The 12,907-nt window shown below is 56.5% G+C and carries 12 protein-coding genes; 8 read left to right on the top strand and 4 right to left on the bottom strand.

The window, feature by feature from the left end:
- Positions 1-29: 29 nt before the first annotated feature.
- Positions 30-827: a dienelactone hydrolase family protein gene (locus tag Q8N00_00885; protein MDP2381338.1), complete on the bottom strand. Its 798-nt coding sequence runs from the start codon at positions 825-827 to the stop codon at positions 30-32.
- Between the two features lie 189 nt (positions 828-1,016).
- Here Q8N00_00885 and Q8N00_00890 point away from each other — a divergent pair, with 189 nt between their 5' ends.
- The gene (locus tag Q8N00_00890) at positions 1,017-1,997 is read left to right on the top strand and encodes a Gfo/Idh/MocA family oxidoreductase (GenBank protein MDP2381339.1); all 981 of its coding nucleotides are present in this window, start codon (positions 1,017-1,019) and stop codon (positions 1,995-1,997) included.
- Between the two features lie 38 nt (positions 1,998-2,035).
- On the opposite strand, the gene Q8N00_00895 is transcribed toward Q8N00_00890, so the two are convergent.
- Together Q8N00_00895 and Q8N00_00900 are read right to left on the bottom strand one after the other, a co-directional pair.
- The gene (locus Q8N00_00895; protein MDP2381340.1) at positions 2,036-2,272 is read right to left on the bottom strand and encodes an Lrp/AsnC ligand binding domain-containing protein; all 237 of its coding nucleotides are present in this window, start codon (positions 2,270-2,272) and stop codon (positions 2,036-2,038) included.
- 18 nt (positions 2,273-2,290) lie between these two features.
- Positions 2,291-2,803 carry a hypothetical protein gene (locus Q8N00_00900; GenBank protein ID MDP2381341.1) on the bottom strand — a complete coding sequence of 171 codons (513 nt, stop codon included), beginning with the start codon at positions 2,801-2,803 and terminating at the stop codon, positions 2,291-2,293.
- Positions 2,804-3,080: 277 nt separating this feature from the next.
- Between Q8N00_00900 and Q8N00_00905 the strand changes: the two genes are divergently transcribed.
- The 3 genes from Q8N00_00905 to Q8N00_00915 are packed head-to-tail and all read left to right on the top strand — an operon-like array spanning position 3,081 to position 5,297.
- Positions 3,081-4,610: a YifB family Mg chelatase-like AAA ATPase gene (locus tag Q8N00_00905; GenBank protein ID MDP2381342.1), complete on the top strand. Its 1,530-nt coding sequence runs from the start codon at positions 3,081-3,083 to the stop codon at positions 4,608-4,610.
- Between the two features lie 7 nt (positions 4,611-4,617).
- On the top strand, positions 4,618-4,833 hold the full coding sequence (locus Q8N00_00910) for a hypothetical protein (protein ID MDP2381343.1): 216 nt from the start codon (positions 4,618-4,620) through the stop codon (positions 4,831-4,833).
- A 38-nt stretch (positions 4,834-4,871) separates the two neighbouring features.
- On the top strand, positions 4,872-5,297 hold the full coding sequence (locus tag Q8N00_00915) for a hypothetical protein (GenBank protein ID MDP2381344.1): 426 nt from the start codon (positions 4,872-4,874) through the stop codon (positions 5,295-5,297).
- A 23-nt stretch (positions 5,298-5,320) separates the two neighbouring features.
- Here the strand turns inward: Q8N00_00915 and clpB are convergent, their stop codons facing one another.
- Positions 5,321-7,915 (bottom strand): ATP-dependent chaperone ClpB, encoded by a 2,595-nt coding sequence (clpB, locus tag Q8N00_00920; GenBank protein ID MDP2381345.1) that lies wholly within the window; start codon positions 7,913-7,915, stop codon positions 5,321-5,323.
- Positions 7,916-8,043: 128 nt separating this feature from the next.
- Between clpB and Q8N00_00925 the strand changes: the two genes are divergently transcribed.
- From Q8N00_00925 to Q8N00_00940, 4 genes are all read left to right on the top strand, one after another.
- Entirely contained in the window at positions 8,044-8,865 is an 822-nt protein-coding gene (locus tag Q8N00_00925) for a hypothetical protein (protein ID MDP2381346.1), read from the top strand.
- 211 nt (positions 8,866-9,076) lie between these two features.
- Positions 9,077-10,555 (top strand): ATP-binding protein, encoded by a 1,479-nt coding sequence (locus tag Q8N00_00930; GenBank protein ID MDP2381347.1) that lies wholly within the window; start codon positions 9,077-9,079, stop codon positions 10,553-10,555.
- Positions 10,556-10,575: 20 nt separating this feature from the next.
- Complete coding sequence (locus tag Q8N00_00935) at positions 10,576-11,334, top strand: hypothetical protein (protein ID MDP2381348.1); 759 nt, start codon at positions 10,576-10,578, stop codon at positions 11,332-11,334.
- Between the two features lie 10 nt (positions 11,335-11,344).
- Positions 11,345-12,763, top strand: a complete 1,419-nt coding sequence (locus Q8N00_00940) for a sigma-54 dependent transcriptional regulator (GenBank protein MDP2381349.1) — start codon at positions 11,345-11,347, stop codon at positions 12,761-12,763.
- Positions 12,764-12,907: the final 144 nt, after the last annotated feature.

A 12,907-nucleotide genomic window follows, 5' to 3' on the forward strand; every position in this document is an offset into this window, starting at 1 on the left:
CTCTTCAGATTGTACGAAGTGGTATTTCGCTAAAGGCCCTGGTAGCAGGTCTTGAGAAAGGCCGCGGTTGCTTCCCAGGCTTCCGCTGTCGCATCGGCACGATAGCTCTCCACACGTTGTTCATTGCAAAACGCATGGGGGGCATTGGGGTAAGTCCGGATCTCGACCCGCTTCTTATGTTCAGTTGCAGCGGCACGTAACCGATCCACATGCGAAGCCGGCGCCCACTGATCCAGCCCGGCTTGATGATAGAGCAGGGGAGGATAGAGGCTGCTGATCTCTGTTTCCGATTGTGGCACTCGCCCGTAGTAGGAGACTGCGGCTCGAAGTCGTTTCCGTAGACAGGCGAACCGGATCGCGTACGATCCACCCATGCCGTAGCCGACGACGCCATGGATATTTTGCTTAATGTGGTCGCGCGTATTGAGAAACTCACAGCAGGAATTGATATCTTGGAGGACGAGCGTCTCATTCAGCTTGCTCATCAGGGCATCTGCAACTTCTGCATTGGCCGTGACCATGCCGCCTAGCCGCCCGTACAGGTTTGGGATGATGACGCCATATCCCTCACAAGCCAATCTGGCGCCGAGATCTTTGATTTGCGCGGTCAGTCCCCATTCTTCGTGCAAGAGCACAAGCCCGGGGTAGAGTCCTTTGGGTTGAGGCCAAAACTGGACGCATTCCACATGGACATGTTTCGAGACGCGTGTCTGGATATAGGGATCGACGGCGGCATCTGTCAGCGTAGGAATGGCGATGCCGCTCGGAAAGCGTGCTGTGCCGGTACCGATTTGATCTAACGTAAAGGGGGCGATGGTGGATATCATTGCGGCAATCTCTTTTCCGTCTAAGGCCATGCTGAGTGTTGTCGTGTTGAGACGGGATTCATGCGATGCGGGCGTACTATAGGGACCAGGTTGTCGGGTTGTCAATCTTCCAGCACGGGGTGAGGGGGAGTTGACCCCGCCTGTGCGGCCGACTACTGTTTTCACAGCGATTGGGTTTGGAGGACGACGATGTCACTGAAAATTGGTCTGATTGGTGTCGGTCGGCACGGCAGTCGGTATATCCATCATCTGCTCCATGATCTGCCAGAAGCGAGCCTCGTCGCTCTCTGCCGCAAACGAACCGGAGAGGGGTTGTCGTCACTTTCGACGAATGACATTCCTCTCTATGGGGACTATCGCGTCTTGATCGCCGATCCACGGGTAGAGGCGATCGTTGTGGTGACCCCTCCGTGGCTTTCGCCTGAGGTCTGTCTCGAGGCGGTGAAAGCGGGGAAGCCGATTCTTATCGAAAAGCCGTTAGCGCCGACAGGTGATGAAGCTAGGGCAATGGTGAGGGCAGCAGAAGAGGCCGGCGTGCTGCTGATGACCGCACAGACCATGCGTTTCGACTCAACGATTCTGTTGCTGAAAGATCACTTGCCGGAGATCGGCCGGCTCCGGTACGCCACCTTCACCAGTCGGATTGAAACGAAAGCCAGTGCTCAGGTCCAGGCACCGAAAGCAGGCCAACGCGGGGCGCTCTTGGAAGTTGGAATCCACCTGTTGGATTTGGTGCCTTTTCTCACCGGCGAGACAGTGGTCCATGTCCGGTGTGAATTGGACCAGCTCCCGACGATTGGACCCGAGACGATGGCGATCGTGCAGGTTCAGACGACGAACGGTCTACGATGCGTCATGGACATTGCACGAGTGTCAGCAGGGCGGGTGGCGAGAACGGAATGGGTGGGAACCCATGGGCAGCTTAGCGCCGATTGGTGTCACCATCGAGTGACCGCGGTCATCGGTGACCGCGGTCCTCAGGAATGGGAGGTTCAACCGCAGCAGACCATTCTTGCCACGCTCCGGGCTTTCGTCCATGCTATTGAGACGAAGACTCCTCCACCGATCACCGGGCGTGATGGCTGTCGAGCTGTCGAGGTGGCCGATGCCTGCTACCGTTCGGCAGAACAGGGCGGGGCCGTCGTCGGTCTCAACACTCGTGAAGCGTGAAGCGTCGTTTGCGAACGACGCATACTCTTGGGGCTCTGCTAGGCATCGGCGACGATGTGCGTATCGGTTTCTTCTACTCCCTCGATTTGGTGAATCTTCGTGATCACGACATCCGAGAGGGCGCGTTCGTCCGCAACACTGATGAACACAATGATGTCAGGACGCCCGAAACAGGAATGGGCCTGCTCGACGCCGGGCAGGCGTTTGAGTACCTGGAGCACATCTTTCGTTCGTCCTGCTTTGACCTTGATTAGGATATAAGCTTTCGTGGCCATTCTGTCCTCCTGTTGCGGTTACTGTGCGCCGCCCGGCATCTCCCGCCGTCGTTGCGCAAAGACCTGGTGAATATGCTGCCCGCGTTGCTCGAAGGTGATACGTGCCTTTGCGACGAGCTCCATTAACCAACCGAAATCCTCCAGGCTTACATTGAATTGACGAAAGCCTGGCGTTAACCGCTCACGCTGATCGATCGCCATGACGCTCCAGCTTTGATTGAGCGCCTCCAGTACCTCTGAAGTCCAGCCTGACGAACGGAATCGTAACAGGGTTTCGGCTGTAGGGCCTTTCTCTTGTGCCTCCAACGCCTGATTCAGAAATAGATACACGTTCGGATCGGTGCTCTTCATGAACACCGATTGAAATTGAATGACCACCTTGATGACGCGATTCGCCTCGGGAGTGCCTTCAGGTGGAAGGACCTCGGCATCCTGCAAGATCGCGAGTACGGCCATCGACGCGCCAATTGGTCCGGCGGCGGTGCCGGTTCGACCAGGCGTTTGGGCTTGGACTGGACTACCTGCCCCCATGATGATGGCACCAAGGAGCACACAGACAGGGAGGGAGCCAGGCAATATGATTGGTGAAGTAGGTTTCGATAGAAGCGACTGCAGGGAGTGGGAGGGGACTGGCATAGGAGGGATTATACAGAAGGGGAGGAGGGGGTACTAGAGTCTACATTGCTGTGATGACGCGTTTGTACAAGCTCAATGGAACCATATCCCGTGGTTTCTGGCTGTTTCGGTTGAAACAGGGGAAGAGGGTTTCTATAATCCATCAGCCTTCCGTCTTGCACCGGAGTCATCCATGCTCGCTAAGGTTCTGAGTGCGGCACTCGTTGGAATCGACGCACATCTGATCGATGTGGAAGTCGATATTGCCGGAGGGCTTCCGCAATTCTCGGTCGTTGGTCTTCCAGATGCCACCGTCAGAGAGAGCCGTGATCGGGTTCGCTCCGCGCTGAAGAATACGGGCTTCCATTTTCCCGCCAAGAAAATCACCGTCAATCTCGCTCCTGCCGGCATCAAGAAGGAAGGGTCCGGGATCGACCTGGCGATTGCTATTGGGATTCTTGTTGCGGAAGAAGTGATTCCGACCGAGCATGTACGGGGCTGCGTCTGCGTCGGTGAGCTCTCGCTGGACGGACAGATCAAGGCCATTACCGGGGCCTTATCCATTGGCATCGCCTGTCGGTCTGACCATCGCCTGCTCTTGCCGGCTGAGAATAGCCAAGAGGCCGCGATGGTGCAGGGCGTCATGGCCTATCCACTCCACACGCTCCCCGAGGCCGTAGCCTTTTTGAATGGTACGGTGAGGCTGACTCCGGCCCAGGTAGACCGGGACCGTTTCTTTACCACGCGTCCTGCGGAAGATGACGACTATGGCGATGTGAAGGGGCAGGATCACGCCAAGCGTGCCCTGGAAATTGCTGCGGCTGGAGGCCACAATCTCTTGATGGTAGGGCCTCCCGGTTCCGGCAAGACGATGTTGGCCAAACGCCTCCCGACGATTCTCCCCCTCATGGAGCAAGAAGAAGCGATCGAGACGACTCGCGTCCATAGCATATCGGGACAACTGACCGCTGATCGCCCGTTATTAACGGTCCGTCCCTTTCGCGCACCACACCATAGTATTTCTGATGCTGGTCTCATCGGAGGCGGGACCATTCCACGGCCTGGAGAGGTATCGCTCGCCCATAATGGTGTGTTGTTTTTAGACGAATCTCCCGAGTTTCGACGTCCCGTTTTAGACGGATTGCGACAGCCGCTGGAAGACGGGCATGTGACTTTGACTAGGGCCAGCGGCTCGCTTCGCTACCCGGCGCATTTCATGTTGATCGCGGCGATGAATCCCTGTCCTTGCGGTTATTATGGTGATCGGACGCGTGAATGTCTTTGCAGCCCGCAGCAAATCCGCCGTTATCGAGCCAAATTGTCGGGGCCGCTCCAGGACCGTATCGACATGCATATTGAGGTTCCCCCGGTCTCTGTGCGTGACTTGCACGATCGTGGGCCTATGCCGGAAAGTTCCGCCACCATTCGATCGCGCGTCCTGGCGGCACGTGATCGGCAACTCCACCGGTATCGTCAAGATGGGATCCACACAAATGCCCAGTTGAAGCCGCGGCTCCTGAAGCGGTATTGTGGCCTGTCGGTTCCGGCTCAGGAGCTTCTGGAGCAGGCACTCACGAAGCTTGGGTTATCTGCGCGAGCCCATGGGCGTATCGTGCGTGTGGCGAGGACCATTGCCGATCTCGCGGGTTCTGATACGATTGAGCCTGTACATCTGGCCGAGGCGATTCAATATCGCAGTCTCGACCGTCGAATGGATTTTTGAGGCCTAGATGGTATTGACCCTGAAAGTGTTTCTCTGGTGGTTTCTGGTCGGCTCGACCATGGCGCTCGCCGTGATCCTCCTGCAAGGCGGCATTCGGGAGGTCATGCAGGCGCAGGGATCGGTGTGGGAGCTGAAGTTAGTCGAGCTGCTGACGACCATCATGGGAGGAGGCCTGCTCGGGGGCTGTCTCGCATTGATCCTGGATCGAATTAAAAAGTCATAACCGATTCTTACTCACATTGAAGTGAAATGAGGCCAGACATGGACGTGGAAGTAGGTTCGAACCTGTATCGCAATACCGACGGTACGATTGAAGTCGAAGGGATTCCTCAGCTTCAGATCACCTTGAAACCGACCACGGGTGCATTGCTCGTAAATTTTGCGTTGTTCGATGCGAATGGGAAAGTGATGGCCAAGCTTATCGGTAGTACCTTGATGATCAATGTGAAGCGAGCCTACGAAGTGAGCAGGACCCCGAAGAGTCTGCTGCTCACACATCTGGACTCGGAAGCCATTATCCTTAAGCTGGAGCTCAAGGCACCGGATCTGGTAGCCTTCACGAACGGGTCATTCCATACGATTAAAGGGCACCTTTTCGAAGTCTCTCCCACAGAATGGAAAATCGACAAGCTTCGCGCCACCGGCACCACCCAGGATCTGAAGGGGGGATCTGTCGTCCTCGGCTGAGACGCAGGACGGCGGACCCGCTCTTAGGCTGTAACCGTCGGCACGATCACGATGTGCTGGTCTTTCAGGTCGACGGTCGCCGTATCGCCATCGCGCAACTCGCCCTTAATCAACTGACGCGCCATCGGCGTTTCTAATTCCTGTTGGATCAAGCGCTTCAAAGGCCTCGCTCCATAGACCGGGTCGTACCCCCGCTCACCCAAATGCCGTAAGGCCGCCGGTGTGATGGTGAGGGTGATCCGCCGTTCCGCCAACCGAGCCCGTAACCGCTCCAGCTGAATCTCCGCGATCTTCGCCAGTTGTTCTGCTTCCAGCGGATGAAAGACCACCGTCTCGTCGATGCGGTTCAAGAATTCAGGACGGAAATGTTCTCGGAGTTCCACCATAACGAGGGCGCAGACCTCGTCATAGGACGCACGCCGTTGCTGTGCCTCAAGGATCTGCGGGCTGCCGATGTTCGATGTCATGATCAAGACCGTGTTCTTGAAATCGACGGTTCGGCCCTGAGAATCGGTCAATCGACCGTCGTCCAAGACTTGAAGCAGGACATTGAAGACATCGTGATGGGCCTTTTCGATCTCGTCGAACAGGATGACCGAGAAGGGATGGCGCCGAACCGCTTCCGTCAGTTGGCCTCCTTCTTCATAGCCGATATACCCGGGCGGGGCTCCGATCAGACGGGCCACCGTATGTTTTTCCATGTACTCGGACATGTCGATCCGAATGAGATTGGCGTCGTCATCGAAGAGCGTCGCGGCGAGTGCCCGCGCCAATTCTGTCTTTCCCACTCCGGTCGGACCGAGAAAGAGAAATGAACCGATAGGCCGGTTCGGGTCTTTGATGCCGGAGCGTGCGCGGAGGACCGCATCGGCCACTGCGTCCACTGCCTCATTCTGGCCGACCACACGTTGATGCAGGAGTTCTCCCAGCTTGAGGAGCTTTTCCGTTTCGCCTTCGACCAGGCGGGAGACGGGGATTCCAGTCCAGCGGCTGACGATGGCCGCAATGTCGTCTTCATCCACCTCTTCTTTGAGCAACCGGCTTTCGCCCTGTTTCTGTCCGAGCTGTTCCTGTTCTAACGCCAGTTCGCGCTCAAGGCGTGGCAGCTCTCCGTAGCGCAGCTCCGCCACACGATTCAGATCGTATGCCCGTTCGGCACGCTCCATCGATTGCTTGACCTCTTCCATGGCCTCTCGCATTTTGCGCAGGCGGGCTACCGAGGCTTTCTCCGAGTCCCAGCGCGTTCTGAGCGCCTGCCGCTCTTCTTGCTTCTCGCTCAGTTCCAGCTCCAGCGTCGCCAATCGCGCCTGGCTGGCTTGATCCTGTTCTTTCTTCAGACCCTCCCGCTCGATCTCCAACTGCATCACCTTCCGGGAGACTTCATCGAGTTCTGCCGGCAAACTATCGATTTCCGTCCGCAGGCAGGCTGCCGATTCATCGACCAGATCGATGGCTTTGTCGGGAAGGAATCGATCGGAGATGTAGCGATTCGACAGTTTTGCCGCAGCGACCAGCGCGGCGTCTTTGATGCGCACCCCATGATGCACTTCGTAACGCTCTTTTAGTCCTCGCAGAATCGAGATGGTGTCTTCCACCGTCGGCTGATCGACCAGCACCGTCTGGAAGCGCCGTTCCAATGCAGCATCTTTCTCGATATGTTTCCGGTATTCATCCAACGTCGTCGCGCCGATCAAATGCAATTCGCCGCGAGCCAGCATGGGCTTGAGCAGGTTGGCGGCGTCCATCGCCCCTTCGGCTGCGCCCGCTCCTACGACCGTATGCAGCTCATCGATGAAGAGCAGAATTTGCCCTTCCGATGTCTGCACCTCCTTGAGGACGGCTTTCAATCGTTCTTCGAATTCTCCGCGAAACTTCGCGCCGGCAACCAACGATCCCATGTCGAGGGTGATCACGCGCTTGTTCTTCAGTCCTTCAGGCACGTCCCCTTTGATGATGCGAGAGGCGAGTCCTTCGACAATCGCGGTCTTGCCGACGCCCGGTTCGCCGATGAGTACGGGATTGTTCTTGGTTCGCCGCGAGAGAATCTGTACGACTCGGCGGATTTCTTCATCGCGCCCGATCACGGGGTCCAATTTCCCTTGTCCTGCCAACCGGGTCAGGTCGCGGCCATATTTTTCCAACGCCTGGTAGGTGCCTTCCGGATCCTGACTCGTGACACGTTGCGATCCTCGTACTTGTTGCAGGGCTCCCAACAACCGTTCCTTCGTCAGCCCCAGCTTTTTGAACACGCCTCCTTCTTGGACCATGGCGAGGATGACATGCTCGACACTGACATAGTCGTCTTTCAAGGCTCGTTGTTCGTCTTCGGCTTTGCTCAACACCTGGCTAAGCCGTGATGCGACATGCAGCTGTCCTGGCGCTGCCCCGGCACCCTGGACTTGCGGCAATTTGGCGAGTGCCTGCTCGACCGCTTGGCGAACGGATTGCACCGATGATCCTGCTTGTTCAAGGAGGGAGGAGGCGAGACCGCCTTCCTGCTCCATGAGCGCAAGGAGCAGATGCTCCACATCGATGCCTTGATGACTTCGCCTCGCGGCATGGGACGATGCAGCTTGGAGGGCTTCTTGTAATTTGATCGTCATGCGGTTCATGTCCATTGAATCACTCCTCTTCGCACATCGGTGTGTACTGCTTCTTCCCACATAATCATAGGATAGTGGAAGTCAACGGTCCAGGAGGGGCGCCGCGGCTTGACCCGAGAAGTTCTCACAGACTATTGTCTCTCATGTCGCGTATTGTAGCTGAAACCATTGAGCTCTATCGAAGCGCCTTCCGCAAAACCGGAGAATCTCTTGCCCGCGGATGGATGACGATGGTGGCGGTAGTTGGATTTGGACTGCTGCTGGTTCTCGCCAGCCAAATTGCTTCACCCCTCGGCATGATCGGCGGCTTTTTGCTTGGCGCGGTGAACGCGCTATTGGTCGGCGCCACTCTGAGCTTAGTCGAACAATCGATTACCCATTCACGCGTGCTCACGCTCCACGATATTGTTGCCAGCGTCGGCCACTATTTCTGGGATGTGATCGGTATCGGGTTTGTGCTCTGGTTGCCGCTCATGGCCCTCGATATGAGCCTGCAGGCGAATCCGTTCGGGCAACTCCTGTCCTACGCCGTCCTCCTGCTCATTTTTTTGCTGCTGAACCCGGCACCGGAAATTGTCTATCAAGTGCGGCATGATTCTCCACTCGACGTCTTCAAGACCTCGTACGAGTTTGTCCTGGAGAATTGGATTGAGTGGTTTCTTCCATTTGCTCTGATCCTCATCCCGATCGTCCTCTCGCCCATGGGCCTGCAATCGTTTTTCTCGCTCTCCAGCCGAGTGGGGAGAGGGGCGGGGTTGGATTTTTTCCAACTCCTCGTGTTGCCGTTCACGATTCTCGGCAGTTGGCTGGACTATGTGGGAATTCCTTCATGGATCAGCTGGTATCTCGGCCTGCTCCTCACCCCGCCGCTTGCCGTTGCCATGTTGCTGTTTCGTGGCCATCTCTTTGCATCACTCCATGGCATGTCGCGGCGCCAGCGCCGATTTGCCTCGCCATTCAAGTAGGGACAAGCATGTGGTAGGATATTTCAGCTTCCGCCACTCCTGATTCAGATGCTGCTCAGCTATTCCTGGCCCCTTTGCCTTCGCCAGGGTACATGACACTCCAAGAATTTGTTTGCCAGATCCCTTGAGTGGCATGGGGAAATAGTGTATGGAAATACCTACAGTTCCTACAGTTATCCTCGCTCCTCAAAGCCGAGAAAGAGCGTCACTCGTGCGGTTGTCTATTTTCTGGCGAATCGTTCTCACCTCTCTTGTCATCATTGTGATGATGGCAGGCGTGAATTTATATGCCCTGTTTCAGTTGCGCCAGCTGACGGCCTTGAGTGCCAATATGGCGGCACATCATTATCCGGCGATCGAGTCGGCTAAACGCCTGCTCACCGTGCTCTATGCCCAACTCAATAGCGAAAAGAAGTATCTGGCTGTACGCGATGCCACATTCTTGCAGCATTTTGATGAAGAGGTCGACGAGTTCCATCGGGGAATCCAGGGTCTCGAAATGCAGGAACTTGCGCCTCAAGGCCTGCAGCTGCTGAAGGAGGTCACACATCTCCAGCAAGCACGGCTCGCGATCTTTCATGAGGAATTACAATCGCATCACGTCCAGGCGTCTCCTGCGGCCCTATCCGTGGACTATGAACGGCGTCGAGACGCCTTGATGGACCGCATGAGCGCGACATTGCAACAGTTTATCGATCTGCACGAAACGGGCATCAGTGTCGGGGTCAGCCGGTCGCGGGAGAGTTCGGCGCAAGCCGAGGCCGTCACGGAGCAGCTGGTGCTGCTTGCGCTTGTGTTCGGGATTGCGCTCGCCGGCTTTGCCAGCTACACGGTGCTTCGCCCACTCCGTCAATTACAGAGCCATATCAAACAAATCGGGCAGGGGGATTTTCGCACATCGCTCAACATACGAGCCCCCAGCGAGTTGCGAGACCTCGTCGATGCGGTGAATTGGATGGGGGCCAAACTGCAAGAGCTCGACGATATGAAGGGGGAGTTTCTCGCCCACGTCTCCCATGAGTTGCGCACGCCGATGGCCTCTATCCAGGAAGGTACCCATTTGCTCTTGGATGAAATTCCCGGTCCCGTAACGCAAGAACAACGCACGACCTTGCGTATTATGGCGGACAGCAGCCGCAGGCTCATCACTCTCATCTCAACGATTCTCGACCTCTCCAAGATGGATGCCGGGATGATGGAATATCGAATTGTCCCTACGGATCTCAAACGCATCACGGACATCTCCGTCAATAAAGTCCGGCTGTTGGCCGATGCCAAACATGTGCAGCTGTTGGTCGAAGGGCCGGTACAGCGTGTGTGGGTGAAGGCCGATGCTCTTCGGATTGAACAGGTTCTGGACAATTTGCTCTCAAACGCCTTGAAGTTCAGCTCGGAAGGGGGCATTGTAAAGGTCGTGATGAAGCCTGACCCGAAAGCGGGAGTGCTGGAAGTGAGTGTGTCCGATGGCGGACCAGGCATTCAGGCCGAAGACCTGCCCTATATTTTTGAACGCTTCTATCAAGGACGTACCAAGGCCAAACATGCGACGCCGGGGAGCGGTCTCGGGTTGGCCCTGGCCAAAAAAGTGGTTGAAGCACACGGAGGACGAATTTGGATCGAAAGCGAAGCCAAGAAGGGGACGACCGTACGGTTTATTCTTCGGGTTGCAAAGCCGGAAGGGTCGGTGTGAAGGCTCTCCGGCACGGATGTATGGCTGTGATTCTGTCCTGTCTCTTTCTCACGGGATGTTCGACATGGCCTTCGCCCCCGCCCATGTCGCAGCCCTATTTCCTCGTCGATGCGGGAGAGGCGAAATCCCTCCATGCGCTGGCGAAAAAGCAGGATGCGCTCGCCCCAAAATGTGTCGAGCACAACTCCTGCGATCACGTCTATTTTTTACGGGCACTTCTGGGGCTCTATGAAAGCCGGGAGAGTGCCATCAGGTACTTTGAGAAAGTGGTCGCCGCCGCGCCCAAGAGCAATGCGGCTTCCACCAGTAAGGTCTGGCTACAATTGCTTCAGCATCGTGTCGTTCCCGTTGAGCAATCTTGGGTGCAATCGGTCCTGGCGGCACCGGCTATTTCAGAGAATCAGGCGATCCTGGCCCTGGCCTCAGATCGTCTGGTGCGGGACTTGCTTGATAGGGAGTTAGCGATCCAGCAATTGCGGACGATGAAGGATGCCGATGCCCAAACTTTGGAAAGTCTCCAGCGAGAGTTAGCCGAACGCGAACGGAAGTTGGACGCCGTGAGCGGCAAAAGGGATAGCGCAAAGGGTTCGGCTGAAGCCGGTATTCTGTCATCCTTGCAAAGGCAATTGACGGATCGAGATAAGAAAATAGATGAATTGACGAGCCAGTTGGAGGCGCTAAAGCGTATCGACCAGGAAATGCGGGATAAAGTTCGTCCGATTCGTCCCCCATCGACGGTTGCACCGCCTCCGACTGCGCCCGAACAGACGATACCGTAGAAGGAATGTCATGGAAAAAGAACATATTCTCGTAGTCGATGACGAAGAGGGCCTCCTGCATCTCGTGAAGATGCGGTTGACCGCCATGGGCTTTGCCGTGACCGGCTGCACCAGTGGGCGCGACGCGATCGCGTCAGCCAAGAGCAACCGGTTCGACCTGGTCATCACCGACCTCCGCCTGGGTAACGAAGACGGGTTAGATGTGACGGAGGAATTGTTGCGAATGCAGCCAGGTCTTCCGGTCATCATCCTGACGGCCCATGGCAGCATTCCCAATGCCGTGGAGGCGATGCAGCGCGGGGCCTTTGGCTATCTCACCAAGCCGTTCGATGATAAGGAGCTCAAGGCCAAGATCGAAGAGGGGCTTTCGCCGCAACGGATGCGAGGCGAAATCCAGCGCCTGAAGTCTCTCGTCAACGAGTTGTATGGCATGGAAAACATCGTCGCACGGAGTCCTGCGATGCAGCGTTTGCTTCAACAAGTGGTGCAGGTGGCAGACTCCGATGCCACCATTCTTCTCTTTGGCGAAACGGGGACGGGGAAAGAAGTCTTCGCCCGCGTGATCCATTCGAACAGCCGACGGAATAAGGGGCCCTTCATTGCGCTCAATTGCGCGGCCATTCCGGAAGCGCTCTTCGAGTCAGAACTCTTTGGACATGTACGTGGCGCCTTTACCAGTGCTCATGGCGCTAAGCGCGGCCTCTTTCAATGTGCCAACGGCGGGACGCTGTTTCTCGATGAGATCGGCGAGATGCCGCTGTCCATGCAGGTCAAGCTCTTGCGGGCGGTGCAGGAACGGGAAGTCCGCGAAGTGGGCTCTGAAACGACGACGAAGATCGATGTGCGGATCATTGCCGCGACCAATAAAGACCTCGGCGAAGCGGTGAAGAATGGTTCATTCAGAAACGATCTTTTCTATCGTATTTCCGTCGTCCCGTTGTTTATCCCGCCGCTGCGTGACCGACGAGATGATATTCCCTTGTTGGCCCAACATTTCCTGACCGCGAGCGCCAAACGAGCCAATAAAGATTTGCGCGGGTTTACACCGGCCGCGCTCAATCGGCTGCTCACGCATCCCTGGCCCGGCAATGTCCGTGAGCTGGAGAACGTCATTGAAAAGGCCTCTGTGATGACGCGCCAGGACATGATTACTCCGGACCTCTTGCCTTCGATGGGCAGCTCACCGGACGCGCCGCTGAAGCCACTGACCGAAGCCAAGGAAGAGTTCGAGAAGACCTATCTCAAGAACGTCCTGCAACTGACCGGCGGCAATATCTCACGCGCCGCCCAATTTGCCGGTCGTTATCGGGCAGACTTTTACAAAATGCTGAAGAAATATGGCCTGCATCCCTCGACCACGAAGGCGAAAGCGGAAGCCGACCTTGAAGATCTGGAAGAGGCAGGGGATCTCACGGAAGCCGAACGGTAGGTCGATATTCCATGCGCTGAACGATTCGACGGAATCGAACCGTCCATGAGTCATCTTGCCTCGACAGCCGCGATACCGGCAACTCAGTTGTGAGTGGAATGGAGGGGGTCTGTCAGGTGGAACGCGATCGAGTCGTCGGCGGAA

The organism is Nitrospirota bacterium (assembly GCA_030684575.1).
Classification (GTDB): Bacteria; Nitrospirota; Nitrospiria; order Nitrospirales; family Nitrospiraceae; genus Palsa-1315.